20 protein-coding genes are annotated in these 18,321 nt (G+C 66.5%); 13 read left to right on the top strand and 7 right to left on the bottom strand.

Going from position 1 to position 18,321, the window contains the following annotated elements; translation table 11 throughout:
- Positions 1-583: 583 nt before the first annotated feature.
- Positions 584-1,957 carry an ATP-dependent RNA helicase DbpA gene (dbpA, locus tag QKY98_RS01590; RefSeq protein WP_007161026.1) on the bottom strand — a complete coding sequence of 458 codons (1,374 nt, stop codon included), beginning with the start codon at positions 1,955-1,957 and terminating at the stop codon, positions 584-586.
- Positions 1,958-2,084: 127 nt separating this feature from the next.
- Here dbpA and QKY98_RS01595 point away from each other — a divergent pair, with 127 nt between their 5' ends.
- The gene (locus QKY98_RS01595; RefSeq protein WP_284670238.1) at positions 2,085-2,717 is read left to right on the top strand and encodes a glutathione S-transferase family protein; all 633 of its coding nucleotides are present in this window, start codon (positions 2,085-2,087) and stop codon (positions 2,715-2,717) included.
- A 6-nt stretch (positions 2,718-2,723) separates the two neighbouring features.
- On the opposite strand, the gene QKY98_RS01600 is transcribed toward QKY98_RS01595, so the two are convergent.
- Complete coding sequence (locus tag QKY98_RS01600; protein ID WP_284670239.1) at positions 2,724-3,824, bottom strand: catalase family protein; 1,101 nt, start codon at positions 3,822-3,824, stop codon at positions 2,724-2,726.
- A 177-nt stretch (positions 3,825-4,001) separates the two neighbouring features.
- Here QKY98_RS01600 and QKY98_RS01605 point away from each other — a divergent pair, with 177 nt between their 5' ends.
- Together QKY98_RS01605 and QKY98_RS01610 are read left to right on the top strand one after the other, a co-directional pair.
- Positions 4,002-4,145, top strand: a complete 144-nt coding sequence (locus QKY98_RS01605) for a hypothetical protein (RefSeq protein WP_169742430.1) — start codon at positions 4,002-4,004, stop codon at positions 4,143-4,145.
- 120 nt (positions 4,146-4,265) lie between these two features.
- Positions 4,266-5,105, top strand: coding sequence for a DUF6502 family protein (locus QKY98_RS01610; protein ID WP_007161030.1), 840 nt, complete (start codon positions 4,266-4,268; stop codon positions 5,103-5,105).
- Here the strand turns inward: QKY98_RS01610 and QKY98_RS01615 are convergent.
- Entirely contained in the window at positions 5,102-5,548 is a 447-nt protein-coding gene (locus QKY98_RS01615; protein WP_284670240.1) for a type IV pilin protein, read from the bottom strand. The two genes, QKY98_RS01610 and QKY98_RS01615, sit on opposite strands and share 4 nt — an antisense overlap.
- Positions 5,549-6,457: 909 nt before the next feature.
- Here QKY98_RS01615 and QKY98_RS01620 point away from each other — a divergent pair.
- Complete coding sequence (locus tag QKY98_RS01620) at positions 6,458-7,141, top strand: class I SAM-dependent methyltransferase (RefSeq protein WP_007161037.1); 684 nt, start codon at positions 6,458-6,460, stop codon at positions 7,139-7,141.
- A gap of 19 nt (positions 7,142-7,160) precedes the next feature.
- Here the strand turns inward: QKY98_RS01620 and QKY98_RS01625 are convergent, their stop codons facing one another.
- Positions 7,161-8,138, bottom strand: a complete 978-nt coding sequence (locus tag QKY98_RS01625) for a DUF6515 family protein (protein WP_108583004.1) — start codon at positions 8,136-8,138, stop codon at positions 7,161-7,163.
- A gap of 293 nt (positions 8,139-8,431) precedes the next feature.
- On the opposite strand from QKY98_RS01625, the gene proP reads away from it, so the two are divergent.
- Together proP and QKY98_RS01635 are read left to right on the top strand one after the other, a co-directional pair.
- Entirely contained in the window at positions 8,432-9,883 is a 1,452-nt protein-coding gene (proP, locus tag QKY98_RS01630; RefSeq protein ID WP_027599979.1) for a glycine betaine/L-proline transporter ProP, read from the top strand.
- Positions 9,884-10,418: 535 nt separating this feature from the next.
- Entirely contained in the window at positions 10,419-10,898 is a 480-nt protein-coding gene (locus QKY98_RS01635) for an Lrp/AsnC family transcriptional regulator (RefSeq protein ID WP_007161040.1), read from the top strand.
- Here the strand turns inward: QKY98_RS01635 and QKY98_RS01640 are convergent.
- Positions 10,872-11,723 carry a Brp/Blh family beta-carotene 15,15'-dioxygenase gene (locus QKY98_RS01640; RefSeq protein WP_284670241.1) on the bottom strand — a complete coding sequence of 284 codons (852 nt, stop codon included), beginning with the start codon at positions 11,721-11,723 and terminating at the stop codon, positions 10,872-10,874. The genes QKY98_RS01635 and QKY98_RS01640 overlap by 27 nt on opposite strands.
- A 2-nt stretch (positions 11,724-11,725) precedes the next feature.
- Positions 11,726-12,418 (bottom strand): bacteriorhodopsin, encoded by a 693-nt coding sequence (locus QKY98_RS01645; RefSeq protein ID WP_027599977.1) that lies wholly within the window; start codon positions 12,416-12,418, stop codon positions 11,726-11,728.
- A gap of 218 nt (positions 12,419-12,636) precedes the next feature.
- On the opposite strand from QKY98_RS01645, the gene QKY98_RS01650 reads away from it, so the two are divergent.
- Positions 12,637-13,029, top strand: a complete 393-nt coding sequence (locus QKY98_RS01650; RefSeq protein WP_058792927.1) for a globin domain-containing protein — start codon at positions 12,637-12,639, stop codon at positions 13,027-13,029.
- A gap of 199 nt (positions 13,030-13,228) precedes the next feature.
- Positions 13,229-13,636: a hypothetical protein gene (locus QKY98_RS01655; protein ID WP_284670242.1), complete on the top strand. Its 408-nt coding sequence runs from the start codon at positions 13,229-13,231 to the stop codon at positions 13,634-13,636.
- Positions 13,637-13,667: 31 nt separating this feature from the next.
- Here the strand turns inward: QKY98_RS01655 and QKY98_RS01660 are convergent, their stop codons facing one another.
- The gene (locus QKY98_RS01660) at positions 13,668-14,558 is read right to left on the bottom strand and encodes a LysR substrate-binding domain-containing protein (protein ID WP_284670243.1); all 891 of its coding nucleotides are present in this window, start codon (positions 14,556-14,558) and stop codon (positions 13,668-13,670) included.
- 149 nt (positions 14,559-14,707) lie between these two features.
- Between QKY98_RS01660 and QKY98_RS01665 the strand changes: the two genes are divergently transcribed.
- From QKY98_RS01665 to QKY98_RS01685, 5 genes are all read left to right on the top strand, one after another.
- Positions 14,708-15,943 (top strand): MFS transporter, encoded by a 1,236-nt coding sequence (locus QKY98_RS01665; protein WP_186354114.1) that lies wholly within the window; start codon positions 14,708-14,710, stop codon positions 15,941-15,943.
- A 367-nt stretch (positions 15,944-16,310) separates the two neighbouring features.
- Complete coding sequence (locus QKY98_RS01670; RefSeq protein ID WP_284670244.1) at positions 16,311-17,033, top strand: beta-ketoacyl synthase chain length factor; 723 nt, start codon at positions 16,311-16,313, stop codon at positions 17,031-17,033.
- Complete coding sequence (locus tag QKY98_RS01675) at positions 17,030-17,797, top strand: lysophospholipid acyltransferase family protein (RefSeq protein WP_284670245.1); 768 nt, start codon at positions 17,030-17,032, stop codon at positions 17,795-17,797. Before QKY98_RS01670 ends, QKY98_RS01675 begins: the two co-directional genes overlap by 4 nt.
- Positions 17,790-18,050, top strand: coding sequence for a phosphopantetheine-binding protein (locus QKY98_RS01680; protein ID WP_027599970.1), 261 nt, complete (start codon positions 17,790-17,792; stop codon positions 18,048-18,050). The genes QKY98_RS01675 and QKY98_RS01680 overlap by 8 nt, the downstream gene beginning before the upstream one ends.
- Positions 18,051-18,060: 10 nt before the next feature.
- Positions 18,061-18,315, top strand: a complete 255-nt coding sequence (locus tag QKY98_RS01685; RefSeq protein ID WP_027599969.1) for an acyl carrier protein — start codon at positions 18,061-18,063, stop codon at positions 18,313-18,315.
- The last annotated feature ends 6 nt before the right edge of the window (positions 18,316-18,321 follow it).

An 18,321-nucleotide genomic window follows, 5' to 3' on the forward strand; every position in this document is an offset into this window, starting at 1 on the left:
TCGAGCGACCCCCTCTCCCCCTGGGAGAGGGCTGGGGCGAGGGCGCGCCTCGCGACGAAGCCCCAGTGGAAAAGGCTGCGCCGTTTTCCACGCTACGGCGCTGCTTGGATAGCCCCCTCTCCCCCTGGGAGAGGGCTGGGGTGAGGGCGCCCCTCGAGACGAAGCCCCAGTGGAAAAGGCTGCGCCGTTTTCCACGCTACGGCGCTACTTGGATAGCCCCCCTCTCCCCCTGGGAGAGGGTTGGGGTGAGGGCGCGCCTCGCGGCGAAGCCCCAGTGGAAAAGGCTGCGCCGTTTTCCACGCTACGGCGCTGCTTGGATAGACCCCTCTCCCCCTGGGAGAGGGCTGGGGCGAGGGCGCCCCTCGCGACGAAGCCCCAGTGGAAAAGGCTGCGCCGTTTTCCACGCTACGGCGCTACCACACACCTGAGACAGGCCTATCGCTGATCGCGGCCGTGCCGGTGCGCCGTAGCGACTGCTCCTACAGATCGGTTTGCTACCTGTAGGAGCGGCCCATGGCCGCGATAAGGCAAATACCGTCAGGAGCGGGTCGTCAGAGCCACAATGCCCGTAGCCAAATCCGCCCTACAGCATCCGCACCTTGATCGACCGCCCCTTGATCTTGCCCTCGCTCAGGCGCTGCAGCGCCTGGCGGGCGATGTCTCTTTCCACGGCGACATAGGCCTGGTTGTCGAACAGGGTGATCTTGCCGATCTTGGCGCCGGGCAGGCCGGCGTCGCCGGTCAGGGCGCCGAGGATGTCTCCGGGGCGCAGCTTGTCCTTCTTGCCGGCCGCCAGGGCCAGGGTGTGCATGGCCGGTACCAGCGGCTCCGGGGTGTCGCGCAGGGCGCCAAGGGGCTGCCAGTCCAGCGGCGAGCCCTGCTGCACCTCGATGGCCTGGGCGCGACTGGCTTCGGCCGGCGCCACCAAGGACAGCGCCAGGCCCTGCTCACCCGCCCGACCGCTGCGACCGATGCGGTGCACGTGCACCGCCGGATCGCGGGACAGCTCCACGTTGATCACGGCCTCCAGGCCGGCGACGTCGATGCCGCGGGCCGCCACGTCGGTGGCCACCAGCACGCAGAGACTACGGTTGGCGAACATCGCCAGCACCTGGTCGCGCTCGCGCTGCTCCAGGTCGCCATGCAGGGCGGCCGCGGAGATGCGCTGGGCATGCAGCGCCTCGACCACCTCCTGGCACTGCTGGCGGGTCTGGCAGAAGGCCACGGCACTGGCCGGGCGATGGTGCCGGAGCAGGCGCACCACGGCGGCCAGGCGATCCTGGGCGGCGATCTCGTAGAAGCGCTGGCGGATCTGGGTCTCGCTGTGCTGACTCTCGACGCTGATGCGCAGCGGCGCCCGCAGATAGTCCTGGGCCAGGCGCTCGATGCCTTCCGGATAGGTCGCCGAGAACAGCAGCGTCTGCCGCCGTGCCGGCGTCTGGCTGAGGATGTCGGCGATGGCGTCGATGAAGCCCATGTCGAGCATGCGATCGGCTTCGTCGAGCACCGCGACGTTGAGGCCGTCCAGCACCAGAGTGCCCTTGCGCAGGTGCTCCTGCACCCGCCCCGGGGTGCCGACGATCACCTGGGCGCCATGCTCCAGGGAAGCGATCTGCGGCCCCAGCGGCATGCCGCCACAGAGGGTCAGGATCTTCATGTTGGGCGTGGTGCGCGCCAGGCGACGCAGTTCGCGGGCCACCTGGTCCGCCAGTTCGCGGGTCGGACAGAGCACCAGCGCCTGACAGCCGAAATAGCGCGGATTGAGTCCCGTCAGCAAGCCGATGCCAAAGGCCGCCGTCTTGCCCGAACCGGTCTTGGCCTGGGCGATGAGGTCCTGGCCCTTGAGGATGATGGGCAGGCTGGCCGCCTGGATGGGCGTCATGCTCAGGTAGCCGAGTTCGGCCAGATTGGCCTGCATGGCCTCGGCCAGCGGCAGGGAATCGAAGGATGAGGGCACGGGAGTCCTGTGAAACGGCTGGTAAAGGTTTACCAGTTTAGCAGAAGGGTACCGGCTCTCCTGCGAATGGACGCTGGATGAGGGCCTACCTATGCTAAGGGGTACGACAACTCAAGGAAGCTTCACCATGTTCGACCGGCCTGTGCTCTATACCCACCCCATGTCGCGCGGACGCATCGTGCGCTGGCTGCTGGAGGAGCTCGGACAACCCTACGAGGTGCAACGGGTCGACTACGGGCCGGCGATGAAATCCCCGGCCTATCGCGCCATCAACCCCATGGGCAAGGTGCCGGCGCTGCGCCATGGCGCAGCCGTGGTGACCGAGACCGCCGCCATCTGCGCCTATCTCGCCGACGCCTTTCCCACCGCGGGGCTCGCGCCTCCACTGAGCGATCCGGCGCGCGGTGCCTACTACCGCTGGCTGTTCTTCGCTGCCGGTCCGCTGGAGGCGGCCACCACCAACCAGGCGCTGGGCGTCGTCTTGCCCGAGGATCCGCAGAAGCGCGGCGCGGTGGGCTATGGCAGCCTCGCCGAGGTGCTCGACACCCTCGACGCCGTCCTGGCCCCCGGTGAATACTTGGTGGACGACCGCTTCACCGCCGCCGACGTCTATGTCGGTGCCCATCTCGCCTGGGGCATGGCCTTCGGCACCATCGAGAAGCGCCCCCACTTCGAGCGCTATGTCGCCGGGCTGGTGTCCCGCCCGGCGGCGGTACGCGCTCGCGAACTCGACGACGCCGAGCTCGCCACGCTCAACTGAGCCGCGTTACAGCTCCACCGGTCCGCGCGGATGGTGCAACGGGCAGCCGTTGCGCTCGCTGCGAAACTGCGACGACATCTCGTAGGCCGGTTGCCGCGATCTCATGATGCCGCCCAGCGGGCGGTGCGCAGCCAGGCCATGCCAGGGACTGAACACCATGCCGTCGTCCACTTCGCGCGAGCGCGCCTCGTTCCAGGCCGGCTGCGGCTGGACCTCCAGGCGCGCCACGGTCACATAGGGACTGAGGTCTTCCGGCCAGACCACCGAGGCGTCCTCGATGGGTGTCCGCTCGATATCGACGCCCAGCTGCACGCGGATCTCCCAGACGCCGCCGTGCCGGGCGAAATGGGCATTGACCGCCTCGCGCAGGCCGTCGGGCTTGCCGTTGACCTCGACCGGCGCGTCGGTCAGGGCGGTCAGCTCGGGCGCCACCGGGACCACGCTGAGCTTGGCGAAATAGGGGCCGTAGAGAAAGGGCACCATGGTGTAGAAGGTTTCGCCGAGCGGATGGGTCTCCGGGTGGCCCCCCAGGCTCTTCAGCGTCGGACTTTCGCCGCCAAAGGCTTCCACCACCTTCTCGGTGCCGCGCAGCACCGCTGACGCCACCTTCTTCAGGCCCTCACCGCGGTCGGTGGTCCTGGCCAGCAGCTTGAGCGTCTTGAGAAAGGTCTTGGGATCCGGCGCGGTAAAGGCCGGGGCGTTCTGCATGACGAAATCCTGGGTCACCTGGCCTTCGCTACCGGGCAGGCGCTCGCCCGGCACGTCGATCAGCTTGAGCGCCAGACCCCGCGGGGTGGAAACGCTGTCGGCCAGGATGTCGCCCGGATTGGTCGAGAATCTCAGCACCGCTGCATAGCTGCCCGGCACGGCGAAGGCACCCTGGGCATAAGCCGGCGGCAAGCCGCCCAGCACCGTCACTCGACCCGTGAGCAGGCCATGGCTCTTGGCGTGCACGCTGCGGATGGCATGGCCGCCGTTGGCGTAGGTGGTCTCGGTAATGTCTCTCATGGCCGCGACCATCTCGCGAACGGTTTCGGCTTCATCATCCGGCACCTGTTCGAAGGCGGGCTGGAACGGCAGCGGGTGGACAGCGGTAGGCGTGGTCATCACGGGACTCCTCGGGCGCCGTCATTCGGATGAGACGGTCAACCGATAGACCGCTATCGCGCTAACGACGTTCGAGCGCTGGCCACCCCGCCGACACGAGGTCACTGTCGACAGCCGCTCGGGAACGGCCCCGCCCAGAGGGGTTCGATATCTCCACACCCACCCCGGAGAGCCACCATGAGCGACGCCAACCAGAAGACCTACGACAATCCCAGCAACACCCCGCCGCCCGAAGAGCTGCCCTATGCGGACATGGAGCCGGAAGAGTTTCCGGACGATCCGGACGTGGCCGGCGAGACCGAATCGGGCACTCCTGGCTAGCCATGCCCTGACCCGCGGACGACAGCCTGAGCGGCGTCCGCGACACTTTGTGACCGGCCGGTTTGACGGGCGCTCAAGGCGCCGCGAAGATGGGCAGGCGTCTGCCGTGTCGAGTCCCCCATGCTTTCCACCAAGGTACCCTTGCTTCTGCGTAGCCTGATCGGTCGGCTGGTGCGTATCGCCATCGCCTCCGGCGTGACCTACCAGACCTTCGATCGCCTGCTGCGCCAGACCTACTTCGAGGTCGCCCAGGATTTCGAACCGCTGCGCGACAAGCCCAATTCCGACAGCCGTATCTCGGTGCTGACCGGCCTGCCGCGCCGCGAGGTCCGCGCCCTGCGCGAGGCCAGCCCGGAACGTACGCCCTGCACGCCAAGCCTGGAATGGCAGGTGCTCAGCGCCTGGACCTCACGATTGGATCTGCTCGATGCCGAGGGCAATCTGCGCCCCCTCCCCCGCACTCAGCGCCGTGGCGGCGAACAGAGTTTCGACGCCCTGGTCGCCAGCGTCGGCAGCGACGTGCGCGCCCGCACCGTGCTGGATGAATGGCTGCGCAAGGGCTATGCCCGCCTGGACGAGGAAGACCGGGTGGTGCTCACCCCCCGCTCGCTACTGCGCGGCACCGAGAGCCAGGAAGGCGCAGGGCGGCTGCTGGCCCATTTCACCGGCGACCTGCTGGCCGGCTTCGAGCGCCTCTACCTGCAGGACCGCGCCGCGCCGGACTTCACCTTTCACGTGGTCTACGGCCACAACCTGACCGAGGATTCCACGCTCAGCCTCTATCGCACCGCCTACGACGAATCCATGCACCTGCTCAACCGCCTCAACCGCCTGGTGGTCGAACACGAAGCCCGCGACGCCGGCAAGGCCGACGCCACCCAGCGGGTCACCCTGGGCTTCGGCGGCTATCGCGTGGAACAGGACAGGGATGCCGGCCTGGTACAGGGACGGGAGGATTAGCGCCAGCAGTCACTGGGATCACCCCTCGATACCTTTTTGACGCCTTGAGCGTTAAGTATCAGATTGCCACAGGAATCTTTTTCCTGACTGCCCTTGGGCAGTGCGGTCAGCACATAGGGACCATCACTGCTATAGCCAGCACTACCAGCAGCGCTGGTTAAAATCGTCAGTTCGTAGTACCCGCTGCTGGAGAACACTCTGTCACTGCCGGGGTTGGTCTTTGTATTGACAATGTTTAGGTCTTTTACCTTCGCCGGATAGGCATTGTTCTGCGCATAGAAGCGCTCCATCCGTGCCGCCGCCTCGTTGAGCAGTGCCTGCCCCTCGCTGCGGTTGGAGCGCAGCACAGAGGTCTGATAAGTCGGATAGGCAATGGCTGCCAGGATGCCAACAATCGCCACGACGACCATCAGTTCGATCAGGGTAAAGCCTCGTGCTCGCATCGCTACCTCAGAGATCGGGAATCTGATTGAAGAAGGTACGCCAGGTCTGACGTGCGGGTGTTATGCCTGACACCCATACTCAAACTGCCAGGCCACGTTGCTGCGCTTTAGGCAAACGCTTTGCCTAGCAGCATGCTGGGCCTCACGCTCGATTGGACCACTACCACACACCAGATTCTCAGCTTGCGCAAAGCTCGGCGACCGGCAGCCAAGCCAACACAAAAAGCCGTAGGAATAAGGACCTAGCCTTTCGTGCCCATAGCCTAACGATAGGTAATGGCGTTCGAATCGCAAGGATTCTTGCTGGAGAGAAACCTGCACGCCGACAAGCCCGATCTTGAGACCTGCTGAGACTCAAGGACATGGATGAGTCGGTGTGGGGATGCAGCACGGACAATCCGTACGAACGGCATCCGCCCTCTTTGCCCCACACGCTTGATTCTTCCACGCCTGCAATATCCTCTGCGATTTGCTTCTCTCGTCCTTGCCTGACCCTATCCCATCACCAAGGTCTTACTACTACGCCACAGAAGCGTAAAAACGGCCTGACTTTCAGCCCACAACTGATTTGATTGAACGAACAAATAATAAACTGATATTTAAATTGAAAGAACGAACAATCAAAAACAATTAGAACTACCAACTTCTCATTCAAGCCAGATAACGCCCGACACAACTAGCCAAACACCGTGCGATTGTTCTAAAACAGTAAAGATCCTATCTGGAGCAGCCGTCACGCCTGGCTTGCAGCCCCTGGATACAAAAGCGAAAGAGCCACTTCCAATCCGCACGACGAAATAGCGAAGCGCCTGCTTCCATCGACGGGCCGCAACTCTTCACCCTCGGACGCCGCGCCGAGTTGGCGCCGTAACGCCTCTGCTTTCATCTACCGACAATGACAAGGCCGCTATGCACGACTCGAAGAAAATCGATTATTCGCTGAATACCGCCGACACTTCCGCACCGCACTCCGCGCTGGACAATGCCGCCATCATTTCCGCCTACCGGCGCTGGGCCAATGTCTATGATCGGGTGTTCGGCGGCGTTTCCGCCCCCGGTCGCAAGCGTGCGGTGGCGGCGGTCAACGCCCTGGCGGGTACCCGGGTGCTGGAAGTGGGCGTCGGGACGGGGCTGGCCCTGCCCCACTATGGCGCCGACAAGCGCGTCACCGGGATCGATCTCTCGCCCGACATGCTGGCCAAGGCCCGGGAGCGAGTCATTCGCGACGACATCACCACGGTGGACGCCCTGCTCGAAGCCAATGCCGAGGAAACCGGCCTGCCCACCGGCTCCTTCGATATCGCCGTGGCCATGTTCGTGGCCTCCGTGGTGCCCAATCCGCGCAAGCTGATGCAGGAGATGCGCCGGGTGGTGAAGCCGGGAGGTCACCTCTTGCTGGTCAATCACTTCCAGGCCGAGAGCGGCCTGCGGCTGCTTGCGGAAAAGGCCTTGGCACCGGCCTCGCGCAAGCTCGGTTGGCACCCGGACTTCGCCATGGACTCCATCCTCTCCCGCGAAGACCTGCGCCGCGCCAGTCGCAGCAGCGTGCCGCCCTTCGGGCTGTTCACCCTAGTGCAGCTGACCAACGACTGATGGCCACTCCACCCGACAGCTACTCCACACGATAGCCACGCCCCGCCAGGCAGGCCGCCAGCGCCTGGCGGAAGCGCGGGGTGAGGTAGGGATCGCCGACCGCGCCGGGTCGTTCGGGATCGAAGCCCGACTCCCCGGCGGCGTAGCGCCGGCAGTCGTAGCGATCCGTGGCGTAGCGCTGCGGCGACTGCCCCTGCATAGGATAGGCGGTGACGTCATAGGCATCGTAGTCCGTTCCGGCAGGCGCTGCCGTCGTGGCCGGCACGGCCGCCACGGTGGGATCGGCGACGGTGACGAAGCCGCCGCCCGGATCGGTGCGGTAATAGCTGCCCGCGGCGAAGTAGTAGGTGGTGCCGCCCATCCACAGGGTCTCGGCGAAGGCCGGCAGGACGCTGACCCGTACCCCGGTCGGTGGCAGGGTCACCACATAGCGCGGCCCCTGGGGTCGATACCAGTAGCCATCGGCATAGTAGTACTGGCTGTCGCGGTACCAGACGCGGGTGAAGCCGGCCGGCACGCCCGGCACCTCGAAGCCCGGACGCCACTGGGGATTGGTGCCCCAGCCCGGACGCGGACCGGCCCACTGGGGATCCCGCTCCGGACGCGGTGGCGGCGGCGGCGGGTAGTTCCGTCCCGGTTGGTCGGGCGCCGGCATCATATATCCCGGGCGCGGCAAGGGAACGGGGCGATCCTGCCAGGCCGGCTGATAGCCCGGCCGCGGTGGCGGGGGGTCGTTGCGCTCCCAGCGCTCCAGCGCCGGACCATTGCCGCGCCCAGGACCGTCGCCACGCCCGGGCGGCCCCCCATTCCAGTCACCCTGGCCACCGCCCTGCCAGCGCCCGGCGTTGCCGGCGGGGGCGATCGGCGGCTGGGCCCCGGCTGGCGGGGTCACGTAGCCGCCGCCGAGGCGATAGTTGTTGTCGGCCCAGGCGGGCGCGGCGTTCCACAGGGAAACGCCGAAAAGGACGAGCGCACACAGCACGGCAGGCGATTTCATCGCACGGCTCCACGAGGGGATGATCCAGAGTACCCCAAGGCTTGGACCCTGCCCCAGCCTGGCCGTTAGCCGCGCGCCCCTCTGCCATCGACTGGCCGCCACAGACTGCCGAGGACGAGCCGGGAAAGCCGGAGGCCGCAAGGTCGGAGCGGAGGCCCGGGCCTGAAATCTCCCAAGGCCGTGCAGGCATTCCCGGGTCGCTCCCTGGAGGCGGCGGGGAAGTTTCTGCCCCTCTGTCATCGCACTTCTAGCGGTCCGCTCGGGTCTATGGCCCCACGCAAGGAGGAAAACACATGTCGAAACACCATCATCACGTTGGCTGGTTCAAGCGCCGCCATGAGGTAAAACCGGACGACCTCACCATCGTCGACAATTCTCTGGTCAAGCGCGCCGTCGGCGCCGCCGCCCTCGGCAACGCCATGGAATGGTTCGACTTCGGCGTCTACGGCTACCTGGCCGTGACCCTGGGCAAGGTCTTCTTTCCCGATGGCGATGCCGCCGCCCAGCTGATCGCCACCTTCGCCACCTTTACCGTGGCCTTCCTGGTCCGCCCGATCGGCGGCATGGTCTTTGGCCCCCTGGGCGACAAGTACGGTCGCCAGAAGGTGCTGGCCCTGACCATGATCATGATGGCCCTGGGCACCTTCAGCATCGGCCTGATTCCCAGCTACGAGAGCATCGGCATCTGGGCACCGGCCCTGCTGTTGCTGGCGCGCGTGGTGCAGGGCTTCTCCACCGGGGGAGAATACGGCGGCGCAGCGACCTTCATCGCCGAATACGCCACCGACAAGACCCGCGGACGCATGGGCAGCTGGCTGGAATTCGGCACCCTGGCCGGCTATATCGCCGGCGCGGGAACGGTCACGGCGCTCACCGCGGCCCTGACCCAAGAACAGCTGCTCGACTGGGGTTGGCGGGTGCCCTTCTTTATCGCCGGCCCGCTCGGCCTGCTCGGCCTCTATATGCGCCTCAAGCTGGAAGAGACCCCGGCGTTCAAGGCCCACACCGAAGCCAACGAAGGCAAGGCCGCGGACGGTCCGGCGCACAGCCTGCGCGAGCTGTTCACCCTGCATCGCGTCGCCCTGCTCAAGTGCATCGGCCTGGTGCTGGTGTTCAACGTCACCGACTACATGCTGCTGACCTACATGCCCAGCTACCTGGCCGTGACCATGGGCTACGCCGAGACCAAGGGGCTGCTGCTGATCCTCATCGTCATGGTGGTGATGATGCCGCTCAACATCCTCGGCGGCTTCTTCAGCGACCGCCTGGGCCGCAAGCCGATGATCATCGGCGCCTGCCTGGCGATCCTGGTCCTGGCGATTCCCTGCCTCAAACTGATCGGCAGCGGCCACGACTGGCTGATCTTCCTCGGCCTGATGCTCCTGGGCGTGGCCCTGGCCTGCTTTACCAGCACCATGCCGTCCACCCTGCCGGCGCTGTTCTACACCCCGATCCGCTACAGCGCCCTGTCCATCGCCTTCAACATCTCGGTATCGCTGTTCGGGGGCACCACCCCGCTGGTCACTGCCTGGCTGGTGGAAAAGACCGGCGACCCCCTGGTGCCGGCCTACTACCTGATGGCCGCGGCCGTGATCGGCATCCTGACCATGCTCACCGTGCGCGAAACCGCCGGCAAACCCCTGCGCGGCTCGCCCCCCTCGGTGGCCAGCGAAGAGGAAGCAAAGGAATACCTTGCCAGCGACGCACCCCTGACCGTGGACAAGCAGCCGCCCGGGCAGGCGTAAGCCTGAAGGTCTGCTCGCGGCCATGGCGGTCCGCCGAGGCGGCCGCTCCTACAAGCATGGACTTTTGTAGGAGCGGCCCATGGCCGCGATCGAATAGCCTCCAAAGCAGCGGCCGCCATGGCCGCGATGCTCTTCCCACCCAACCTCCCCCAAACGCCCCCTCTCCCTCTGGGAGAGGGCCGGGGTGAGGGTGAGCCCAACGCCAAAACTTCCGCCCAAAAGAAAAGGGGAGACCTTGCGGCCTCCCCTTGAATTCGTTGTCCTCTCGCACCGCTCGTGACGGTGGCTGCGATCGACCAGGAATGGTGACCTGGGCGGGCCCGGGCGCGGCGGACGGGATACCGTCGTTGGCGATGCGAAAGGCCCTCCTGGGGCGCCTTCGTTGGACAGCTCTACCGGGCTATCGAAGTTGAGTTCAGCTTACGCCCCTGCTGCCAGCAGCGGGTTGCGTTGTACAGCTTCTTTCCCACCTCTTGCGCAATCCCTGGCCATAAACCTAGCATTGGGCGCAATCGGATAGCGCAAGGCATGCAAAATGGACAAACTCGATCGCTTCGATCTGAAAATCTTGGCAGAACTGCAGCGCGACGCGCGCCTCTCCAATCAGGAACTGGCTGAACGCATCGGCCTGTCGCCCTCACCCTGCTCGCGACGGGTCAAGCAACTGGAAGACAGTGGCTACATCACCCGCCAGGTCGCCCTGCTGGATCGCAAGAAACTCGGGCTGTCACTGACCGCCTTCGTGCTGATCGGCATGGACAGGCACACCCCCGAGCGCTTCGAGAACTTCCAGGGGATCATCGCCCAGTGTCCCGAGGTGCTGGAGTGCTGCCTGGTCACCGGCATGGATGCGGATTATCAGCTCAAGGTGGTGGTGCCCGACATGGAGCACTATCAGCAACTGCTGCTGGGTACCCTGACGCGCATCGAGGGGGTCTCCAGCGTGCGCTCGAGTTTCGTGCTCAACCAGATCCTGGCCAGCACCGAGCTACCGCTCAACCATCTGCGGCCCTGAGCGCGGTGCGGCCTCGGCACCCGGGGCGAGAAAGCGCGGCAGCACCAGCATGTGGGGTACGGCGAAGGCCGCCAGCACGGCGAACAGCGCCCGGATGCCGGTGCGCTCCTGCAGCGCGAAGACCAGGCCACCGGCCAGGGTGAAGACGACCGCGCCCAGCAGGATCGGCCAGGTCAGCCACAGATAGGCCGTGAAGGTAGGCGCCCCCAGCAGCCGCTGGCGTACCCCGGTCTGGGGTGCGGCATGCAGCAGGTAGAAGCCCAGGGCGAAACCGACCAGAGGCGGCGCCAGCACCACGGCCAGCAGCGTGGCCGCCAGCCAGGGACAGCGGCGCTGCCAGGCGGCCAGCAGCAGCACCGGCAATGCCAGCGTCCCAGCCAGGACCAGCAGCCTGGCCAGCCACTCGGCCAACGCCGGAGCGGCATCCGGCCCCATGGCCAGCGCCAGTAGCCGGGCCACGGCCGTCTCGTGCAGCACCGCCGGACCACCCACGATGAACAGTCCCAGCGCCAGAGCACTGAGCCGATCGGCGAGGAGTTCGTCTTCATGGGCGAAATGCCAGATCGACAACAGCAGGAACAGCGGCAGCGCCAGCGTCCCCGCCAGTTGCCAGCAGAGCAGGCAGGCCAGAGCCGTCGCCAGGTAGCTGCCAAGAAAGGCGAGGCGCCGTGCGGAAGCGACCAGGCGTAGATCGCTTGCGCCATGCAGGAGCCCCAGCCCCAGGCCCACCAGCAGCGCGAAGGCCAGCTGCCCTGCCCCACCCGCCAGGCTGGCGAGCCCGGCGGCCGGCAGCAACAGCCATCCGCCGCGCCCGATGGCCGTCATGCTCAGACGCCAGACCGCGCCAGGGCCGTCTTGAGATTGCGCTCCGAGGTGAAGGCGTAGACCACCTTGGCCAGCACATCGAGAATCAGGAAGACCCAGACCGTGGCCGCATCACTCACCGCCCAGACACCCTCGGGTCCCACGGCGAAGACCACCGGATAGATCAGCCAGAGCACACTGAGAAAGCCGACGTTCTTGCGATAGGCCGCACCGATGGCGGCATGCTGCCCGGCCAGGGTCGCCAGCGGCTTCCACAGCAGATAGAGCACCCCGACGAAGGCCGCGCAGGACCAGGCGAAGAACACCCACTTGATGGTGCCGTAGGGCGCCAGAGAGGCGACCAGACCGGTCACGATCATCACCACGTCGAGAGTCACGATGGAGGCCACGAAACCGGCCTGGCCTTCCTGCTCGCGGGCACCTAGGTAGGCCGAGCTCACCACCCCGGCCAGCAGCAGCGGCGTGGTGAAGGTCCAGTCCAGGTAGCGGGCGACATAGGTGATGCTGCCGTCCGGCTTGATCAGGTTGCCGACCCCCAGGTACATGGCCAGATAGGCCGTGGCGGCGATGAAGGGCACGGCGGCATGGACCAGGGTGTGGCCACGCAGCGGACCGCGGTGGGCGCCCTTGGCATAGATGGCCAGGGAGGCGAGCGACATGATGACGAAGCCGATTAGCAGAGGGGTCGGACTCATGGGGTTCTCCAGGGGGATAATAGGTGCGCCGCGACGGACCAGGCCCTCTGGAGTAGGGGTTTCTCGGCGATCGCTGCGCTTAAGGTAGAGAAGCCGCCTTGTGAAATGGTTCAAAATGTTTCAGAGAGTCGCGAAGCGTCCTCCTCTTGATGGGAATCAAGACAACCTCGGCATCGCTCGGGCAGGCTGCGCCGTTTCTTGCTGACCCAGGAATCCGCATGCTGCCGGCCCAGAACGTGATGCTGAGCTACGGACGCTGCTGCGCCAGCCCCGCCTTCTTCGATGATTTCTACCAGCGCTTCCTGGCCAGCTCGCCCCGGGTGCGGGAGAAGTTCGTCCACACCGACATGGCCGCGCAAAAACTGCTGTTGCGCCACGGCATCATGAACCTGGTACTGGTGGCCCGCGGCATGCCCGCCACCAAACTGCGTCAACTCGGCGAAAGCCATTGCCGCGCACGACTGGACATAGGCCCTGAACTCTACGACCTCTGGGTCGACTGCCTGCTCGCTACCCTGGCCGAGCACGACCCGGACTTCTCTCCAGCGCTGCGCCAGGAATGGCGAGACGTGCTGGAGGCCGGGATCGCGGTGATGCGCAGCTATTACTGAGCGGACTGGGCCCTGTTGGGCTGCGCTGCGCTCAACCTACGCCCCCCTGCACCGTACTCGCCCCAAACACCCCCTCTCCCTCAGGGAGAGGGCCAGGGTGAGGGCAAACCCAAGCGTCTGAATTTGGACAAGGCATTAGGAACCGCTGCAATCTTCCTGCTCTATCCTCACCTCCTGACCAGCAACCGGAGGCCAAGCCGTGCGCAAGATCGTCCAGATTCAGGTACTGCCTGCCGATGCGGAATCGGCATCCAACCGGCTTTGCGCCCTTTGCGACGACGGTTCGCTGTGGTTGTGGGCTTCTCAGGCCGCCGACGGCTGGCAACCGCTGCCGCCGATCCCTGCTGCTTCTCCCGATGCGGTCGCCGATACGGTCAACAAACCCGCCCAGGCGGGCGCCCGGTGGACAGCCGAAGACGACACCGAGCTCGCGCAACTCTGGTACGAGGCCCAACTGGATGTCGCCCGTATCGCCGCACAGGTCCAGCGCAGCGAGGGCGCCATCGTGTCGCGGCTGGTCAAGCTCGACTTCTTCGCCTCGAGCGAAGACGCCCGTGCCGCCAATCGCCTGCGCCGCAAGACGCCGGTCGACTCGACACCGGACTAGGGCGAGCAAAGCGCCTGGTCGGGCAAGGCCGCTACTGCGCTGCGCTCATCAACAACCCCACAAACGCCTCCGCCTGCGGCGACACCTCATCCCGGCGCCTGAGCAACCACACCGCCGAGGTCGCCTCGGGATCGTCCAGTTCGCGATACACCAGCCCTTCCATCTGGGTGCGCTGATAGGTGGCGGGTAGCACGGTGACGCCGAGGCCGGCGGCGACCAGGCCGAGGATGATGAGGACTTCGCTGGCCTCCTGGACGATGCGCGGGGTGAAGCCAGCGCGGGCGGCGAGGCTGTGGAGCTGCTGGTAGAGACCGGTGCCGAAGCTGCGCGGGAAGTAGACGAAGGGCTCGTCGGCGAGGGCGGCCAGGGGCAGCGGGCCGCTGCCCTGCTGCGCCAGCGGATGGTCGTGGCGCAGGGCGACCACCAGGGGTTCGCGGAAGAGTTCGACCGCCACCAGGGCGTCGGGCAATTCGATGGGGCGGATCAGGCCGATCTGCAGGTTGCCGGCGAGCATGGCGTCGATCTGTTCGCGACTGCTCATCTCCTGCAGTTGCAGGCGCACCTCGGGATAGGCGCGGCGGTAGACGAACAGCGTCTTGGGGATGGTGGCGACGAAGGGCGAGGAGGCGCTGAAGCCCACCTGCAATTGCCCGGTCTCGCCGCGACCGGCGCGACGGACCCGTTCGGCGGCGCGTTCGCTGGCCAGGAGGATCTGCCGGGCTTCGTCGAGAAACAGCCGGCCGGCCTCGGTCAGGGCGACGCGTCGATTGGTGCGCTCCAGCAGGCGGGTGCCCAGTTCGCTTTCCAGGGCCTGGATCTGCTGGCTGAGCGGTGGCTGGGAGATGTTCAGGCGCTCGGCGGCGCGGCCGAAGTGCAGCTCTTCGGCCACCGCCACGAAATACCTCAGGTGGCGCAATTCCATACGTCTTCCATTGAGTCGTAGAACCTATCAATCGAGACGGACAATATATTGGATATATGGCAGCCACCAGCCTAGGGTGGTGAGATCAGACCTGTCCTGAGGTACCCGTGAACACGTCCCGGTCGTCCGCCACGCCATCCGCCCCCACCCTGACCACCCTGCCCGCCGCCAACGAAGCCCACCACGAACCGGACGTCTTCATCGAGAAGGGCACGCCGCAGTTCCTGCGCACCGCCCTGGCACTGTTCTGCGGCGGCTTCGCCACCTTCGCCCTGCTCTATTGCGTGCAGCCGCTGATGCCGATCTTTTCCCAGGCCTTCGGCCTCACCGCCGCGGCCAGCAGTCTGTCGCTGTCCCTGGCCACCGGGCTGATGGCCTGCGGCCTGCTGGTGACCGGACCGATCTCCGATGCAATCGGGCGCAAGTCGGTGATGGTCTATGCGCTGTTCGCCGCGGGCGCCTTCACCCTGCTCAGCGCCCTGATGCCCACCTGGGACGGCATCCTGGTGACCCGTGCGCTGGTCGGGCTGTCGCTGGCCGGGGTGGCGGCGGTGGCCATGACCTACCTGGCCGAGGAGGTGCACCCCGAGCACCTGGGCTATGCCATGGGCCTCTATATCAGTGGCAATGCCTTGGGCGGCATGTCGGGTCGGGTGATCAGCGGGGTGCTGGTGGACTTCGTCTCCTGGCGCATCGCCCTCGGCGCCCTGGGGGTTTTGGCACTGGTGGCGGCGCTGCTGTTCAAGCGCAGCCTGCCGGCGTCGAAGCGCTTCCAGCCACGACCGCTGCGACCGCGTAGCCTGCTCGCCGGCTATGCCCTGCACTTTCGCGACGCCGGCCTGCCCTGGCTGTTCCTGGAGGCCTTCCTGCTGATGGGCGCCTTCGTCACCCTGTTCAACTACATCGCCTATCGCCTGCTGGCCGAGCCCTATCATCTCAGCCAGGCCTGGATCGGCGTCCTCTCGCTGGTCTATCTCGCCGGTATCTACAGCTCGGCCAAGTTCGGCAGCCTGGCCGATCGCTTCGGTCGGCGACAGGTGTTCGCCGCGGCCATCGTGCTCAAGCTCGGCGGCCTGCTGCTGACCCTGTTCACCCCGCTGTGGCTGGTGCTGCCGGGGATGCTGCTGTTCACCTTCGGCTTCTTCGGCGCCCACTCGGTGGCCAGCAGCTGGGTGGGTCGGCGGGCGCGCCAGGCGCGAGGCCAGGCGTCGTCGCTCTATCTGTTCAGCTACTACGCCGGCTCCAGCGTGGCCGGGACTCTGGGTGGCTTCTGCTGGCACCTGGGTGGCTGGACCGGGGTCGGCCTGTTCATCGGCGCCCTGCTGCTGGCGGCCCTGGCCGTGGCGATTCGGCTGTCGCGATTGCAGCCGCTGCCGGCGGCCTGATCGCGGGCCGCGGCGGCTTTTGGCAGGAGGAAATTCCTCTGGAGCCGCCGGGAAGGCCATGATCGCGATAACCTTCAGCGACAGCTTCGCCTTTACCTTCATTCCTGTCCCGCAAATCGGGGTTGGCGCTGCCGCTCGTCGCACGGAGCGGCGTTTCACTCCCTGAAAAGGGGCTCTCTACCTCCCGCCACGCTAGCCTGTCTCTGGCTTGGCGGCGCGACTGTCACCTCTTCGCAAAGTTCAGACAAATGTTTGCCTAGGGTGGGAGCCGCTTGGATAATGCGCGCCGAACGCTGCAATACCCTGCTCATCAGGGATAGATGAAACGGCAAGCACGTAAGGCTCCGGGGTAGATTCGGCTGTGAACATGCACTTCCAGATTAGCGATTGGCGCGCCTGGGCACCTGGTCTTGGCGACCAGGACGCCTGGCGGCAGTGGTGCGCCGCGCCCTGGCGTCCGGCGGACGACGGCAGCCAGCCCGATGCCAGCTTCCTGCCGGCCATGCAGCGGCGCCGCCTGAGCCGGCTGGCGCGCATGACCTTCCAGGTCGCCTGGCCGCTGGCCGACGCCCATGGCGAGCCGCTGCCGCTGATCTTCGCCTCGCGCCATGGCGAGACCCCGCGCACCCTGGCCATTCTCCAGGAGCTGGCCCGCGGCGAGCCGCTCTCGCCGACCCAGTTCAGCCTCTCGGTGCACAACGCCATCATCGGCCAGTGGTCGATCCTGCGCGGCGACCACAGCGAGATGAACGCCCTGGCCACCGGTCGCGACGGCCTCGAACACGCCGTACTGGAGGCCTGCACCCTGCTCGCCGAAGGCGCCAGCGGCGTGCTGGTGGTGATCGCCGAGGAGGCCCCGCCGACCCTCTATGCCCCCCAGATCGACGACGTCCCCTTTCCCTATGCCGTGGGCCTGCTGCTGACCCCGGGCGGCAGCCATGGCCTGAGCGGTGCGCCGGCTCCGGCGGAGGCCGCGACCAGCGCCTGGCCCCACGCCCTGGAGTTGCTGCGCCTGCTGGAAGCGCCTGGCGCCCTGCACCTCGCCTATGCCGGACGCGCCTGGCACTGGCAGGCGGAGACCCGCGGATGAGCGGCCGCCTGGACTACGGCTACCGCCTGCTGGCCACGGGGCTCAACTTCGTGGTGTTCGGCTGCGGCGCCCTGGTCTTTCGCCTGCTGATCCTGCCGCTGCTGCTGGCGCTGCCGGGCACTCCCCTGCGCCGCCGCCAGCGCGCGCGGCGGGCCAATGCCCGGTTGTTCCGCTTCTTCGTCGCCTTCATGGTGCTGACCCGGGTGATGAATCTGCGCATCCAGGGCCGCGAGCGCCTGGGGCGTCCGGGCCAGCTGATCATCGCCAACCACCCCTCGCTGATCGACGTGGTGGTGCTCATCGGCCTGGTGCCCGACGCCAATTGCGTGGTCAAGCAGGGCCTCTGGCAGAACCCCTATCTCAAGCGGCAGATCCAGGCCGCCGGCTACATCAGCAACAACGGCAGCGCCGAGATGCTCGACGAAGCCGCCGACGCCCTGCGCGACGGCCAGACGCTGATCATCTTTCCCGAAGGCACTCGCACCACCCCCGGCGAGCCGCCGCGCTTCCATCGCGGCGCCGCGGCCATCGCCCTGCGCGGCGCCCGCTGCATCACCCCGGTGATCATCCGGGTGGTGCCCAGCACCCTGACCAAGGCCACGCCCTGGTATCGCATCCCCTCCCGGCGCTTCGACTTCCAGCTGGACGTCGGCGCCGACATCGATCCCTCCACCTTCGCCGGGCGGCCATTGCCGCTGGCGTCGCGTGAACTCAACGACCAGCTACACCAGCTCTACCTGAAGGAAACCGGCAACCATGACTGATCTCAATCTCGAGCTCAAAGGCCTGATCATCGAGGCACTCGGCCTCGAGGACGTCACCGTCGACGACATCGGCGACGACCAGATCCTGTTCGGCGACGGCCTGGGTCTGGATTCGGTGGACGCTCTGGAGCTGGGCCTGGCGATCCAGAAGCGCTACGGCATCCGCATCGACGCCGAAGCCAAGGACACCCGCACCCATTTCGCCAGCGTCAACGCCCTTGCGGCCTTTGTCGCCGCCCAGCGCGCCGCCTGAGGAGATCGCCATGCAAAGCCGTGAAGCCATCTTCGAGACCCTGCGCAGCGCCCTGGTCGAACTCTTCGAACTGGAGCCCGAGCGGGTGACCCTGGAGGCCAACCTCTACGAGGACCTGGAGATCGACAGCATCGACGCCGTCGACCTGATCGACCACCTGCGCCGCCAGACCGGCCACAAGATCGCCGCCGAGCAATTCCGCCAGGTGCGCACCGTGGGCGACGTGGTCGAGGCCGTCCATCGCATCAGCCAGGCGGACGCCTGATCCGCC

The organism is Pseudomonas sp. HR1 (genome assembly GCF_030175875.1).
Taxonomy (GTDB): domain Bacteria; phylum Pseudomonadota; class Gammaproteobacteria; order Pseudomonadales; family Pseudomonadaceae; genus Chryseomonas; species Chryseomonas oryzihabitans.

What these genes read in the sequence shown, in the direction of transcription:
- QKY98_RS01595 (WP_284670238.1), top strand. Translation starts at nt 2,085, where the DNA reads ATGTTCGACCGGCCTGTGCTCTATACCCACCCCATGTCGCGCGGACGC.
- QKY98_RS01600 (WP_284670239.1), bottom strand. Translation starts at nt 3,824, where the DNA reads ATGACCACGCCTACCGCTGTCCACCCGCTGCCGTTCCAGCCCGCCTTC.
- QKY98_RS01605 (WP_169742430.1), top strand. Translation starts at nt 4,002, where the DNA reads ATGAGCGACGCCAACCAGAAGACCTACGACAATCCCAGCAACACCCCG.
- QKY98_RS01610 (WP_007161030.1), top strand. Translation starts at nt 4,266, where the DNA reads ATGCTTTCCACCAAGGTACCCTTGCTTCTGCGTAGCCTGATCGGTCGG.
- QKY98_RS01615 (WP_284670240.1), bottom strand. Translation starts at nt 5,548, where the DNA reads ATGCGAGCACGAGGCTTTACCCTGATCGAACTGATGGTCGTCGTGGCG.
- QKY98_RS01620 (WP_007161037.1), top strand. Translation starts at nt 6,458, where the DNA reads ATGCACGACTCGAAGAAAATCGATTATTCGCTGAATACCGCCGACACT.
- QKY98_RS01625 (WP_108583004.1), bottom strand. Translation starts at nt 8,138, where the DNA reads ATGAAATCGCCTGCCGTGCTGTGTGCGCTCGTCCTTTTCGGCGTTTCC.
- proP (WP_027599979.1), top strand. Translation starts at nt 8,432, where the DNA reads ATGTCGAAACACCATCATCACGTTGGCTGGTTCAAGCGCCGCCATGAG.
- QKY98_RS01635 (WP_007161040.1), top strand. Translation starts at nt 10,419, where the DNA reads ATGGACAAACTCGATCGCTTCGATCTGAAAATCTTGGCAGAACTGCAG.
- QKY98_RS01640 (WP_284670241.1), bottom strand. Translation starts at nt 11,723, where the DNA reads ATGACGGCCATCGGGCGCGGCGGATGGCTGTTGCTGCCGGCCGCCGGG.
- QKY98_RS01645 (WP_027599977.1), bottom strand. Translation starts at nt 12,418, where the DNA reads ATGAGTCCGACCCCTCTGCTAATCGGCTTCGTCATCATGTCGCTCGCC.
- QKY98_RS01650 (WP_058792927.1), top strand. Translation starts at nt 12,637, where the DNA reads ATGCTGCCGGCCCAGAACGTGATGCTGAGCTACGGACGCTGCTGCGCC.
- QKY98_RS01660 (WP_284670243.1), bottom strand. Translation starts at nt 14,558, where the DNA reads ATGGAATTGCGCCACCTGAGGTATTTCGTGGCGGTGGCCGAAGAGCTG.
- QKY98_RS01670 (WP_284670244.1), top strand. Translation starts at nt 16,311, where the DNA reads ATGCACTTCCAGATTAGCGATTGGCGCGCCTGGGCACCTGGTCTTGGC.
- QKY98_RS01675 (WP_284670245.1), top strand. Translation starts at nt 17,030, where the DNA reads ATGAGCGGCCGCCTGGACTACGGCTACCGCCTGCTGGCCACGGGGCTC.
- QKY98_RS01680 (WP_027599970.1), top strand. Translation starts at nt 17,790, where the DNA reads ATGACTGATCTCAATCTCGAGCTCAAAGGCCTGATCATCGAGGCACTC.
- QKY98_RS01685 (WP_027599969.1), top strand. Translation starts at nt 18,061, where the DNA reads ATGCAAAGCCGTGAAGCCATCTTCGAGACCCTGCGCAGCGCCCTGGTC.